General features: G+C 34.0%; 11 protein-coding genes, 1 tRNA gene and 2 pseudogenes. 10 read left to right on the forward strand and 4 right to left on the reverse strand.

The features are described from left to right. Nucleotides 1–441: pseudogene (locus HMPREF1252_RS00025) on the forward strand (tetracycline resistance ribosomal protection protein); the annotation flags it as partial. Nucleotides 442–559: 118 nt separating this feature from the next. Continuing rightward, the gene (locus HMPREF1252_RS00030; protein WP_000336323.1) at nucleotides 560–727 is read left to right on the forward strand and encodes a cysteine-rich KTR domain-containing protein; all 168 of its coding nucleotides are present in this window, start codon (nucleotides 560–562) and stop codon (nucleotides 725–727) included. Between the two features lie 59 nt (nucleotides 728–786). On the opposite strand, the gene HMPREF1252_RS00035 is transcribed toward HMPREF1252_RS00030, so the two are convergent. Then, complete coding sequence (locus HMPREF1252_RS00035; protein WP_001227347.1) at nucleotides 787–1,140, reverse strand: helix-turn-helix transcriptional regulator; 354 nt, start codon at nucleotides 1,138–1,140, stop codon at nucleotides 787–789. Between the two features lie 503 nt (nucleotides 1,141–1,643). On the opposite strand from HMPREF1252_RS00035, the gene HMPREF1252_RS00040 reads away from it, so the two are divergent. From HMPREF1252_RS00040 to HMPREF1252_RS00055, 4 genes are all read left to right on the forward strand, one after another. Continuing rightward, nucleotides 1,644–2,069, forward strand: coding sequence for a sigma-70 family RNA polymerase sigma factor (locus HMPREF1252_RS00040; RefSeq protein ID WP_005957428.1), 426 nt, complete (start codon nucleotides 1,644–1,646; stop codon nucleotides 2,067–2,069). After that, on the forward strand, nucleotides 2,066–2,296 hold the full coding sequence (locus HMPREF1252_RS00045; protein ID WP_001224508.1) for a helix-turn-helix domain-containing protein: 231 nt from the start codon (nucleotides 2,066–2,068) through the stop codon (nucleotides 2,294–2,296). Before HMPREF1252_RS00040 ends, HMPREF1252_RS00045 begins: the two co-directional genes overlap by 4 nt. Nucleotides 2,297–2,757: 461 nt before the next feature. Then, nucleotides 2,758–2,961: an excisionase gene (locus HMPREF1252_RS00050; RefSeq protein WP_000814510.1), complete on the forward strand. Its 204-nt coding sequence runs from the start codon at nucleotides 2,758–2,760 to the stop codon at nucleotides 2,959–2,961. 81 nt (nucleotides 2,962–3,042) lie between these two features. Next, nucleotides 3,043–4,260, forward strand: coding sequence for a tyrosine-type recombinase/integrase (locus HMPREF1252_RS00055; RefSeq protein WP_001291569.1), 1,218 nt, complete (start codon nucleotides 3,043–3,045; stop codon nucleotides 4,258–4,260). Between the two features lie 269 nt (nucleotides 4,261–4,529). On the opposite strand, the gene HMPREF1252_RS00060 is transcribed toward HMPREF1252_RS00055, so the two are convergent. Beyond that, nucleotides 4,530–5,177 (reverse strand): aspartate/glutamate racemase family protein, encoded by a 648-nt coding sequence (locus HMPREF1252_RS00060; RefSeq protein ID WP_023058835.1) that lies wholly within the window; start codon nucleotides 5,175–5,177, stop codon nucleotides 4,530–4,532. A 141-nt stretch (nucleotides 5,178–5,318) separates the two neighbouring features. Between HMPREF1252_RS00060 and ychF the strand changes: the two genes are divergently transcribed. The 4 genes from ychF (at nucleotide 5,319) to HMPREF1252_RS00080 (ending at nucleotide 10,398) form a co-directional block, all read left to right on the forward strand. After that, nucleotides 5,319–6,413: a redox-regulated ATPase YchF gene (ychF, locus tag HMPREF1252_RS00065; RefSeq protein ID WP_023058839.1), complete on the forward strand. Its 1,095-nt coding sequence runs from the start codon at nucleotides 5,319–5,321 to the stop codon at nucleotides 6,411–6,413. Nucleotides 6,414–6,487: 74 nt separating this feature from the next. Continuing rightward, nucleotides 6,488–6,564, forward strand: a tRNA-His gene (locus HMPREF1252_RS00070). A 162-nt stretch (nucleotides 6,565–6,726) separates the two neighbouring features. Next, nucleotides 6,727–8,019: a hypothetical protein gene (locus HMPREF1252_RS00075; protein ID WP_023058838.1), complete on the forward strand. Its 1,293-nt coding sequence runs from the start codon at nucleotides 6,727–6,729 to the stop codon at nucleotides 8,017–8,019. Nucleotides 8,020–8,211: 192 nt separating this feature from the next. Continuing rightward, complete coding sequence (locus HMPREF1252_RS00080) at nucleotides 8,212–10,398, forward strand: stalk domain-containing protein (RefSeq protein ID WP_023058837.1); 2,187 nt, start codon at nucleotides 8,212–8,214, stop codon at nucleotides 10,396–10,398. A 99-nt stretch (nucleotides 10,399–10,497) separates the two neighbouring features. On the opposite strand, the gene HMPREF1252_RS00085 is transcribed toward HMPREF1252_RS00080, so the two are convergent. Next, nucleotides 10,498–12,933: an FtsX-like permease family protein gene (locus HMPREF1252_RS00085; RefSeq protein ID WP_036746639.1), complete on the reverse strand. Its 2,436-nt coding sequence runs from the start codon at nucleotides 12,931–12,933 to the stop codon at nucleotides 10,498–10,500. Next, nucleotides 12,926–13,115 (reverse strand): annotated as a pseudogene (locus HMPREF1252_RS00090) (ABC transporter ATP-binding protein); the annotation flags it as partial. The pseudogene HMPREF1252_RS00090 and the gene HMPREF1252_RS00085, both read right to left, overlap by 8 nt.

Raw genomic sequence — 13,115 nt, forward strand, 5'->3', positions numbered from 1 at the left:
GTGACGGACTGTAAAATCTGTTTTAAGTATGGCTTATACTATAGCCCTGTTAGTACCCCAGCAGATTTTCGGATGCTTGCTCCTATTGTATTGGAACAAGTCTTAAAAAAAGCTGGAACAGAATTGTTAGAGCCATATCTTAGTTTTAAAATTTATGCGCCACAGGAATATCTTTCACGAGCATACAACGATGCTCCTAAATATTGTGCGAACATCGTAGACACTCAATTGAAAAATAATGAGGTCATTCTTAGTGGAGAAATCCCTGCTCGGTGTATTCAAGAATATCGTAGTGATTTAACTTTCTTTACAAATGGACGTAGTGTTTGTTTAACAGAGTTAAAAGGGTACCATGTTACTACCGGTGAACCTGTTTGCCAGCCCCGTCGTCCAAATAGTCGGATAGATAAAGTACGATATATGTTCAATAAAATAACTTAGTGTATTTTATGTTGTTATATAAATATGGTTTCTTGTTAAATAAGATGAAATATTTTTTAATAAAGATTTGAATTAAAGTGTAAAGGAGGAGATAGTTATTATAAACTACAAGTGGATATTGTGTCCTGTATGTGGAAATAAAACACGATTAAAGATAAGGGAAGATACTGAATTAAAAAAATTCCCCCTCTATTGTCCGAAATGCAGACAAGAAAATTTAATTGAAATAAAGCAGTTCAAAGTAACTGTGATTACAGAGCCAGACGCAAAGACGCAGAGCCGATAAAATGAGATTAATACAATCTCATTTTATCGGCTCTTTCCGTTATGTATGGATTCTTTTAATTAGTCTTCGATGTTTCTTGCTTCGTTGATACCGCTGGCTAAAGATTCCATTAAGGATAGTTCTTTGTCTGTAAAGCTATCCATGTATTTCTCTATCTGTAATCGTCGGGTGCTTTTTACCAAGTTATTAGCAGGTAAGAAAAATTCATCAACGGAAACATGAAGTAACGATACAAGGTCATAAAGAACTTGTATGCTGGGGTGTTGCCCTTTATTTTCAATATTAGTTAAGTACCGTGGGTCAATTTCAATCAATGCTCCCACTTGTTCACGAGTTAAACCTCGTTTCAATCGAGCTTCTTTAATGGCTAAACCAAAGGCTCTAAAATCATATTTATCTTCTTTTTTACGCATAGTAGACCACCTCTATACATTTTATTGTTCCTACTGAATTAAAAACAGGTATAGAAAAACGTGTTATATGGTTTATAGGTTTATATTTAATAAAAAGCACTACTAAACGCCAATAAAAAAACCGTTATATGGTAGTGCTATTTACGCTGTTAAAATATTGTATATTACTTCCAAATGGCGGTTTGTTGGAGGTCAACGTCGCCATGAAGTACATCATATACAATAAATTTCCTTACATTGGGTTCTTGTCAAAAAAAGTCGTCTATCTGCAATAGATAAGTACGTCCACCAATGTGGTTTTATAAATCATATAGATAGAATAACAGAAGCATGTAAACAGAGAAATAAATCTGTTTATATGCTTTTTTGGCTATTCAGAACTTTTTTACAAAGTTTATTTATCAGTAATGCAACAAATCCCCCTTTCACATTGGGACTAAGAGTGAAAGGAGATAAACGAGCAAGGCTCACTTCCTTTCCTAGACAGAAAGGGGATGAGAAACATGAAACCATCTTCTTTTCAGACCACAATAGAAAATCAGTTTGACTATATCTGTAAACGTGCTATGGAAGACGAGCGAAAGAATTATATGCTTTATCTTTCAAGGATTGCAAAGCGTGAGGTGTCCTTTTCGGATGTTGGCGATTATCTTGTTAGCCAGTTTGCGACAACAGATAACTATTCAACTGACTTTCAGATTTTTACACTCAATGGGTTATCAGTAGGCGTTGAAAATGATTTGTTGAGTGAAGCATTACGTGAGTTGCCAGACAAGAAACGTGAAATTCTACTGCTGTTTTACTTTATGGACATGAGCGATTCAGAAATTGCAGACCTGTTGAAATTGAACCGTTCTACTGTCTATCGGCATAGAACCAGTGGACTAGCCTTAATCAAGAAGTTTATGGAGGAGGAAAACGAAGAATGAGAAAAGAATATTCCAGAATTCCATTCCCATTGATTGTAAAGGCTTGTGATGGCGATACAGAAGCGATTAACCAGATTCTACATTATTACAGAGGGTACATTGCTAAACGCTCTCTACGGTTGATGAAAGATGAATATGGCAATCAAAGTATGGTCGTTGATGAGGTCTTACGTGGACGAATGGAAACCAGGTTGATTACAAAAATCCTGTCATTTGAGATTGAGTAGCACCGATTTATCTCTCTTTTCGTGGAAGTGCGGACGAGCTTTCCATACTTCCCGATTGGGGAGGTTTGTTATTCCATCAAAGCATATTGTCTTTCAGTATGTTTTGATAGGCTGACAAGCCATCTGTTCTTTGAAAACTGAATAACAGCAGTCGAATACATTTCGATAAGAAAAGAGCCAACGGAGCTGACCGCCATGACCTGCCCTGTAAAGATAGCGAGCGATTCATGTCAGTGATCCGAGAAGTAATCTTTAGCAGGATTGCCAGCGAAGACATTCTTATCGTAATAATGATACTCCTGTATCGTCATAGTCCGAGCGTTAAAAGCGTCGCAGGCAATGAGTACAGTTGGACGAGAACCGTGCAAGGGTGGAACTCCCGTGAGCTTTGCTAAAGCTGTTCGATTGCTTGTAAAACTACTTTTATGAAATCTAACGTGTGATTGGGAAAGGAGGATTTTATGAAGCAGACAGATATTCCTATCTGGGAGCGTTATACCCTGACCATTGAAGAAGCGTCTAAGTATTTCCGTATTGGCGAAAATAAGCTCCGTCGTTTGGCAGATGAAAATAAAAATGCTGATTGGCTGATTATGAATGGCAATCGTATTCAGATAAAGCGAAAACAGTTTGAAAAAATTATTGATAAATTGGACGCAATCTAGCGTCGCCAAAGGGTCTTGGATATGATAAAATAGCATTAAGTCGTATCAAGGCTCTTTCCATTTTGGAAAGGAGCGAAAGCCATGTCAGAGAAAAGACGTGACAATAAAGGTCGCATTTTAAAGACTGGGGAGAGCCAACGAAAAGACGGAAGATACTTATATAAATATGTAGATTCATTTGGAGAACCGCAATTTATCTACTCATGGAAACTGGTGGCTACAGACAGAGTACCAGCAGGAAAGCGTGATTGTGTTCCTCTTCGGGAAAAAGTTGCGGAGCTACTGAAAGACATTCATGATGGCATTGATGTTGTAGGAAAGAAAATGACACTTTGTCAGCTTTACGCAAAGCAGAATGCTCAAAGACCCAATGTGAAGAAAGGCACGCAAACTGGACGGAAATATCTGATGGATATTTTGACAAAGGACAAGTTAGGTGCAAGGAGCATAGACAGCATTAAACCGTCTGACGCTAAAGAATGGGCGATTAGAATGAGTGAAGATGGATATGCTTATCAAACCATCAATAACTATAAGCGTTCTTTAAGGGCTTCATTCTATATTGCGATTGAAGACGATTGTGTTCGGAAGAATCCCTTTGACTTCCAGCTAAATACCGTCATTGATGATGATACTGTTCCTAAAGTCGCATTGACAACGGAGCAGGAAGAAAAGCTGTTATCCTTTGCGAAAGCTGATAAGACCTACAGCAAGAATTATGATGAAATCCTGATACTCTTAAAAACGGGTCTTCGTATTTCAGAGTTTGGCGGTCTGACACTTCCAGATTTGGATTTTGAAAATCGTCTTGTCAAGGTAGACCATCAGTTACTACGAGATACTGAAAATGGATACTACATTGAAACTCCCAAGACTAAAAGTGGCGAACGACAAGTTCCTATGGTTGAAGAAGCCTATCAAGCGTTTCAGCGAGTGCTGGCGAATCGGAAGAACCGTAAATGTGTTGTGATTGATGGTTATAGTAATTTCCTTTTTCTCAATGGGAAAGACTATCCTAAAGTGGCAAGTGATTACAATGGTATGTTGAAAAACCTTGTCAAGAAATACAATAAATATCATGAGGATAAGCTACCCCATATCACTCCACACATTTTGCGTCATACGTTCTGCACTAACTATGCAAATGCAGGAATGAACCCAAAAGCATTGCAGTACATTATGGGGCATGCGAATATAAACATGACGCTGAACTATTACGCACATGCTACATTCGATTCTGCTATGGCAGAGATGAACCGCTTGGAAAAAAAGAAACAGCAGGAACGTCTTGTTGCTTAGTAGTACAGATGAATTTACTACTAATTTACCACTTCTGACAGTCAATTCATGAGGAAATATATAAGGAAACGTGAAGTATCTTCCAACAGTAAAAATGCTCGAAGCCCTTTAGAATAAGGATTTGCGAGCATTTAATGAGATTTAAAAGGATAATTAGAAATCTATGTTTTGTTTATTCTAAAAATAATTAAGTTTTGCACAAAAAAATTTTCCATGCTCTAGGTAGAGCATTTAAATTTATGTACATGCTATCCGGATAGCATCTTATTTTATTCTCCTAGCATCTTAATCATTTCCGCAGCTGGGTCTAGAATTTTTATGTCTGTTAGCTTTTCAAGTTCTTCCTTTATATATGGAAAATGTGTGCAGCCTAAAATTATAAGATCTAGCTTTTCTCTTTTAATCTCATTAAAATAATCAGCGAGTTTATCAAGAGCAAGCAGCTTTATTATTTCTTCTGGTTTTAATTTGTCTTCTATTGCTTCTACCAAGGTTAGGTTTCCAATGGCAACTATATTTTTAAATTCCTCTTCACAAAGAATTTGATCAATTTTAAATGCAGATTTCGAATTTGCGGCGATAATTGCTATGTTTTTATACTTCTTATCCAAGTTTTTGTACACATCTATAGGTGTGATGATTTCCATGCCAGTACTTTCTCTTAGATATTTTAAATCAATTGCAACGGATAGAGAATTGCAATAGATGAATATCTTCTCTGCTCCATTTTCTTTTGCGTCTTCAATCTTTTCTTTTACGATATTTGTGAGTTCTTCTACTGAATAGAACTGTAGCTTCGACTGTTCTTTGGGATTTTTTGAAATAGGATATAGAATTGTTTCAAAATTGTTTTTTTCAAGTAAGTCTGAACCCATCTTAGTGTCAACGTATGTACCTGCAAATACTGCTACTTTCATTTAGCACCTCTGTTTTCATTTATTAATTTAATTCTTTACTTAGTAATATTATAGCACCAATTATTTTATTTTATATTGGAAGTTCATTAAAATTAACATAAATTCTATGATATAATTAACAAGTAAAGTGAGGAGATATTTATGAAATTAGGAATAGTTGGACTTCCAAATGTAGGCAAGTCTACACTTTTTAATGCACTTACCAAAGCCGGTGCAGAAGCTGCAAACTATCCATTTGCAACTATAGAACCAAATATCGGCGTGGTAGCAGTGCCAGATGAAAGATTAGAAGTTTTATCTAAAATTAATAATTCAGAGAGAATTCTACCAGCAACCATAGAATTTTTTGATATAGCAGGATTGGTAAAAGGCGCGAGCAAGGGTGAAGGTCTAGGTAACCAATTCCTTGCAAATATTCGTGAAGTTGATTCCATCGTTCAAGTTGTAAGATGTTTCGAAGATAGCAATATCATCCACGTTGATGGTTCTGTAAATCCGCTTCGTGATATTGAAAATATAAATCTTGAACTAATCTTTTCTGATTTAGATTTAGTTGACAAGAGACTTTCAAGAGTTGAAAAACAAGCTAAGGCTGATAAATCATTGGCCCTTGAAGTAGAAGTTTTAAAAAAGACTAAAGAAGTTTTGGAACAAGGAAAAGCTGCTAGATCTCTTGACCTTTCAGAAGAAGAAAGTAAAATTTTAAAATCTTACCAACTTCTATCATCTAAACCAATCATTTACGTTGCCAATGTTTCTGAAGATGATATTGCAGACGACGGCGCAAGTAATAAAATGGTAGCTGATGTGAAAGAATATGCAGCAAAAGAAGGCTCCGATGTAGTTGTAATCTCATGTGAAATTGAATCACAAATTCAAACCCTAGACGATGATGAAAAAGAACTCTTCTTAGAAGAACTTGGACTTAAATCATCAGGACTTGATAAACTTATAAGAGCTTCCTACAGTCTACTAGGTCTCATTTCTTATCTAACATCAGGACCTATGGAAACAAGAGCATGGACCATCAAAAAAGGTACCAAAGCTCCACAAGCAGCAGGCAAAATTCACACCGATTTTGAAAGAGGATTTATAAGAGCAGAAACCGTAAGTTATGACGATTTAGTTAAATCAGGATCTATGAATGCCGCAAAAGAACACGGTCTCGTACGAAGCGAAGGTAAAGACTATGTAGTTCAAGATGGCGACGTAATACTATTTAGATTTAACGTATAAATTTTATTAATTAACCTATTAAAAGTATTGACAATATATTTAATCGATGTTAAAATTTTATATGTTGTCATATGGTGGGTATGGCCTAGTTGGTTAGGGCGCAAGATTGTGGCTCTTGAGGTCGTGGGTTCGAATCCCACTATCCACCCCAACATAACCGTTGAAGTTTTTTCAACGGTTTTTTTATAATTATTTTTATGAATATTTTAATTTTCTGGTTACTCTATAATTTATCTTTTTAATTAAAATTATATTGGTTATAATTATTATAGATAGCTAGGCAACAGTTAATAAAATTCATTTAGGAGGTCCTATGTTTGAAAGAAGATTTGTCCAGTTTATTGAATCACTGAAAAAAATATTTACAAATATTATTAGTAAGGATATATTTCTCAGATTATTTTTTAACTTTATCATCCTCATAGTAACTATCAAAGTATACAAAATTTTCAATCTAAAAGATTATTTAGATATAACCGTATTTACTGCTGCAATCTTCATTCTGTTGATAGACTTTTTCATTGTCTCAACCATTAATTTTGTCTCCACAAAAACTGAGGATTCACTAAAGACAACCGATGACTACAGCAAACTTATCTCAAAATACCCCTTGGATGAGAAATACGGATACCTATATGAATTTAAAAATACAAAACTTAATAAAATTCCTCACTACATAAGAAGGAAGTTTTATAAAGACGACTGGAACTTTAATTTTTATGAGAAGGAAGTCTTCCCTGTTAGGAAGCTTTGCTCCTGTAAAGGAAAAGAAATTATTTTAGAAGATAGCGATGATATCTATCGAATGAGCGATGATCTTCTTGAAAATTTAAACATTCTTAAAGATGTCCACAAAAATTCAAATATCTATAATAATAAATCCATAAGGCTCGATGGCGTAACTGAACAAAATGGTAGGATCACCCTCAAAACTTCTAGGACTACCTATTTTGATTTTTGCGCATCCAATAGAATGATCGACTACGTAAAGAAAAATAAACGCACCATAAGAGATGATCACCTCTTTGGACCACTCTTTCCTACCCTTGAAGAGTCTGGTATGTCAAATTTATTAGGTTTTAACTGTATGGTAGTTTCAAGTGATGGACACTTAATCTTTATTAAGAGAGGTAATAATGTTTCTATAGAAAAAGGTAAACTTGGAGTCGGCATTCAAGCATCTGTTAAATATATGTACACCCACATTGATAAGGGTAAAAAAATTATGGATATAAATGATATTTATAGATCTGTCTACAGAGAATTTCAGGATGAAATCGGAGTAACTTTAAGTGATCCAGAATCTATAGGCGACTGTTTCACCGATGTTTATTACGATTATGTGGAAGCTAAACCTCAACTATATTTTGAATTCTATTTAAAGGAAGATGATAAAGGCTCAAGTCTTAAAGATATAGAGGCTTATGTTTCCAAAAAGGATAAATCTATGCTCAAGGACGGCAATTCTGTGGTGGCTATTCCTTTTGATATGTGCGAAGACATCTATGTGTCAAACTTTGCTTTAGCTTATAAAGATAGTTACTACTCGATGGTTCCGTCTGCATCCTACTGTGTTGCGAGGTTTTTAGAAAATCAAAGAAATTAAAATATCCCTAACGTAAGAGAAAACTTATGTTAGGGATTTTTTATATGAATACAAACTGTTCGGTTCACTTTTAAATGTATTTCAAGAATAAATCGCTATGAATTATACTATCCAATATTACATATATATTAAAGATTTTCTAATTAAGCATTGATAGAAACCGACTGTGCTATAATATCTGTGGAGGTTGAAATGAAAAAACGATTAACTATTTTATTATTATTTATATTTTTAATTCCCTACTCTACTTACGCAAATTTAAATTTAATTAATAGGGAAAATATATCTGGTGGCGTGGTTAAAACTCGCTACACTTACCAAGGTGCAAAGGGCAAAACTAGGGTCTATATTTTAGAATGTAATCTTTCAGATCCTGATTTAGATATAGACATCATAACTGGTAAAGGAAAATATACTCAAAGGGCTACAGTTTCTGAGATGGCAAATACAAGGAATGCTCTTGCCACTGTTAACGGTGACTTCTTCAACATGGCTCTTCAAGGAACTCCTGAAGGTCCTTCTATGAGAGGTGGAGTTTTACTTTCTAGTCCTTCCGTTATAAAGGACGTATATTCAATCGGGATTACAAATGATATGACTGCTGATATTCTAAGAGTTTGGTCCCAAGGTGGAGTAACTGCTCCAAATGGAAAAAAATATCCAATTAGTGGTCTAAATAGAAGTTACTATTGGTACGATACGACAAATGAATACTCTCATGAAAATAAAATAAATCTCTACGATAGCATGTGGGCATCTAAATCCAGAGGCGACAAGAAAAATTCTGAAGTTCTTCTAGATTCAAACTATGTTGTTGAACAGATTTCCGATAAGAACTTCCCATTTGCTGTGCCTGAAGGAAAATACATCCTTCAACTAGATGGTTTAGCAAAAGATTTCTTCAACCAAAACATAAAAGTTGGAGATCAACTTAAGATTGACTACACCATCTATCCTAGAAATGACTACAAGATGCTTATAGGTGGTCATGGTCTGCTTGTGGATAATGGTCAAGCTAAGAAATACACAAAGGATGTAAATGTTCTAGGAGGATTTAGAGCAAGAACTGCTGTTGGTATTTCTAAAGATGGCAAGACTCTTTACATTCTATCTGCTGAAGGTAGAACTAAGAGATCCTACGGACTTAGTTTAAACGATATGTCCAAAATATTTGTAGAGTTAAAAGCATTTAAGGCGGTAAATCTTGACGGCGGCGGTTCTACTGCAATGGTTGCAAAAGAACTTGGAAGTTCTGAAAGAACTAGGTTTGTAAATCCAGAAAGAAATGGTCCTGAAAGAAGAGTTGTAAATGGTATAGGCCTATTTAACAAGGCTCAACCTACAGGCATCGCTGCTGGAGTTAAAATCTCTGGTCCATCTACAGTATTCGTTGGAGAAAATGCACAGTATGGTTTGAAATCAGTATGGGATACTGCATACCAACCAATGGATAAATCTAAAGTAAAATATTCTGTCTATGATTTAAGTGGTCAGGAAGAATTTTGGAACAACGACGTCTTCTCCCCTATGAATCCTGGTAAGGTGGACATAGGCATCACAACATCTGAAGGGGCTGCAGGAGTCTTATCTGTAGATGTTTTAGGATTAGATAAATTAAAATCACTAAATATAAATAGAGACAAGGTTAAAGTTGCTCCAGGGGAAGAGTTAAATGTTAAATTCGAAGGAATAAAACCAGATGGATCTAAATTTAAAATAAACCCAAGCATGTTTATCGCAAAATCTGATTCAGTTGTGCTAAATGATCTTGGAGGCGGTAAGTATTCTATCGGACCAATGAATAAAAATATTTCAAAAGTTGAATTTAGCGCTCCAGGCAAGACTGGAAGCATCATACTTTTAAATAAAGATGCTGAATTTTTAAGAATGGTTGTCGGCTCTAAAGATTGGGAAATGAATGGAATTAAAAATAAAATGGATGTCAGTCCATTTATAAAGAATAGCAGAACCTTGGTTCCTCTAAGATTTGTCGTAGAAGCACTAAAAGGCGAAGTTGATTGGAATCCTGAAACCAAGACTGCAACTATAAAAATAAGAGATAAAAATATAGAAATTCCAATTGACTCAAAGAAAGTTATGGTAAATGGAGTCGAAAAAACAATAGATCAAGCAGCAATTATTTCAAATAGTAGAACCTTCGTCCCAATTAGATTTATATCTGAAACAGTTGGAATGGAAGTTATCTACCTAGGAGAAAGTAAAGAAATCTATATAGTCGATTCAAACGGCGTTTCATTAGAAAATAATGTAGATAATAATGTAGAAAATACAGATGAAAATCAAAATGAAAACTCTAATAATAATTCTGAAAACACAAACGCTGATAACAACACCAACAATTCTACAAACGCAAAATAAACAAAAGATGAATGTTTAAAATCCTAAATAAAAACAGACGAGGAAAAATAAAAATCCTCGTCTGTTTTTATACAGTTATTATAAATAGTTGAATTAAAATTATATTGTTCGAATTAAATCTATGGTCGGTCTGTCTAATATTCTCTTTAATGAAAAATGATAGATGATTAGGTTAATACCATAGACGACTAGTGAGAATACTAGGAAGCTTTTGTAGTCATAATATTTTATTAGAGTACTCATTCTTAAATCAGAAACGATTATCGATATTATAAACATAACTCCTAAGCTCACCATAATAGAAATTATAAAGGATTTTACCTGTTCTTCAATAAATTCTTTTTGATAGATGTTCTTTAACTCATCTACATCCATCCCGCAAGAGTAAAGACTCCCGATTTCTTTTTTTCTGCTCATGAGACTTAAATTAATGGACGAGTAACCGTTGGTGATATTTAATACAAAGATGATCGATGCTATTCCTATTACAAGTTTTATAAAACTTTTCACGTCCTTATATTCATTTTGTGCGATTTCTTCACCTGTTGTGATATTAAATCTATCTTCAGGTGAAATTTGTTCTCTGATCATGGCCTCTACATATTCTTTTACATCTTTGGTATCAGAGTCTTTTACCTTCATATTCAAAGTATAGGCATATTCCGTATACATCTCATCACCTGCTTCTTCCATAAGTTTAAAATAAGTGTCAAAATCTGTATAAACTTTTACATCAAAAGGCATTGTTCTTGACTTATATTTTCCCAAATCTGTTATTGTCTTTGAAATTTTAATAGTCTTCTTATAATCATTTTCAAAGTTAATGTCTAAAGTCTGTGGGTTTTCAAAATATGGAATTCTCTTTGCCTTTGCTATTGGAATAGAAGAATCTTCTTGAATTGTATTGTAGAGGACAAATTCGCCCTTCTTTCCTCCAAGTTGTTTTAAGTCTTTTTCTTCTAAGGCGATGATAAACCCATCCATACCCTTTGCCTTATATTTTTTTATATTCTTTTTCGCTTCCTCATCTAATCCAACTGCCTTTGCTTCTTTTGAGAATTCGTTATTGTTTTCTACTTGAACATACTTATCTTTTGAAATATAAGACTTTTCGTTAGGAATTTTATCTACAATTTCTTTTAATATTTTTGGGACTTGGTTATTTTCACTAAAATAGTCCACGGAAAAATTATAGCCAGCATCGTAATGCGAAAAATCTCTGTAGTAAATTGAGATGGCTATAGTGATTATAAAAACCGAAATGATAATTATACCTATTGCAGAAATATATCGTTGTGATTTTATTGAAGCTAAGTTGTTGAGTTTTAATTCCTTCCAAAAATCTTTGGCTCTTTTCTTCTTTGATTTTGAAAAATCTATATTTCCTCTTATACCGTCTATAATGTTTATTTTAGAAATCTTTTTCGCAGGGGATTTAATAGCTAGTGCTACAATCACAAAGGAAACTACAAGTATCGCCAAACTTAATAAGGGATTAAATTTTATAACTTCAAAGGCACTTACTCCTTCACCTTTTGTTATGTTTTTATACAAACAATACATAAAGAAAAATCCTGCAATATGTCCTAAAATTATTGGAACTATAGTTGTAACAAGTCCTTCCTTTAGAAGTAACAGATAAATCTGTCCATTGGTGGATCCAATAGATTTATAGATGGAAAGCTCTCTAATCTTCCTTAGCCCCCAAACCCAAAAGATGTTTTTTATAAAAAACACAAAGATTGCTATGCATCCAAGAACTGATAGAACAAGAACGGCCTTTTTCATTATATTTTGTAAGAGTTCGTTTTCTAATCCATAATAGTTTATAAGACTTTTAGAAAATTCTAAAGTAACTTTTTTGCCCAAAGTCTGATTGATTTCTGCTTGTATTTTATCTCTATTTTTGTAAGCTTTTTCAAATGAATGAAATTTTACAAAGTTTCTAAATGTAGGCATTTTATCTTGTAGCCCTAGAGCAAAATTTAGTTTACTGTACTTGTTGTAGACCTCTCCGTAAACACCGACTAAAGTAAAACTCTTAGAACCTTTGCTCTCAAATTTTTCTCTGCCAGTATTTGCACTTGTTGGACCTATCTCTTCTCCATCTAAAAACCTTTTGCCTAAATCAAGTTCTAGCTTGTCACCTATTTTAAGTTTATTTTTCTTTACTAGGCTTTCAGATAGTACAATTTCGTCTTCCTTTGTTGCAAATCTGCCGCAGGTAAGTCTTGAATACTCTCTCATCTTATTGATTGCTTCGTCTTGGTAGTTTATAACGACTAAATCGTCAGCAAGTTTTCCATTATCGGGATTAAGAGACATTTTTCCGACCAAATCTATATCTTCAATGGACTTTAACTTTTCAACATCTTCATTTGAAAGTTCTTCTTTAATCTCTCCATGATAAAAGCTTGAAGCCATGTAATAACCATAGTTAGCCTTCATATTTGTATATCCGTAATAAAAAACCACAGTAAAAAACAGACTTACAATAAATAATGAGATGAAAATAGGAAAATTCTTCTTATTCATGTTTCTCATCTCCTACAATTTTTCCATCGACAATTGTAACAATTCGATTTGCTTGTAAGGCTATTTCTTCGTCATGGGTGATTAGGATAATCGTCTGTTTTAAAGTTTTGTTAAAATATTTAAAAATTTCAATTATTTCCTTAGAATTTTTTCTATCCAAATTACCTGTTGGTTCATCTGCC

This window comes from Peptoniphilus sp. BV3AC2 (assembly GCF_000478945.1).
Taxonomy (GTDB): Bacteria; Bacillota; Clostridia; order Tissierellales; family Peptoniphilaceae; genus Peptoniphilus_B; species Peptoniphilus_B duerdenii.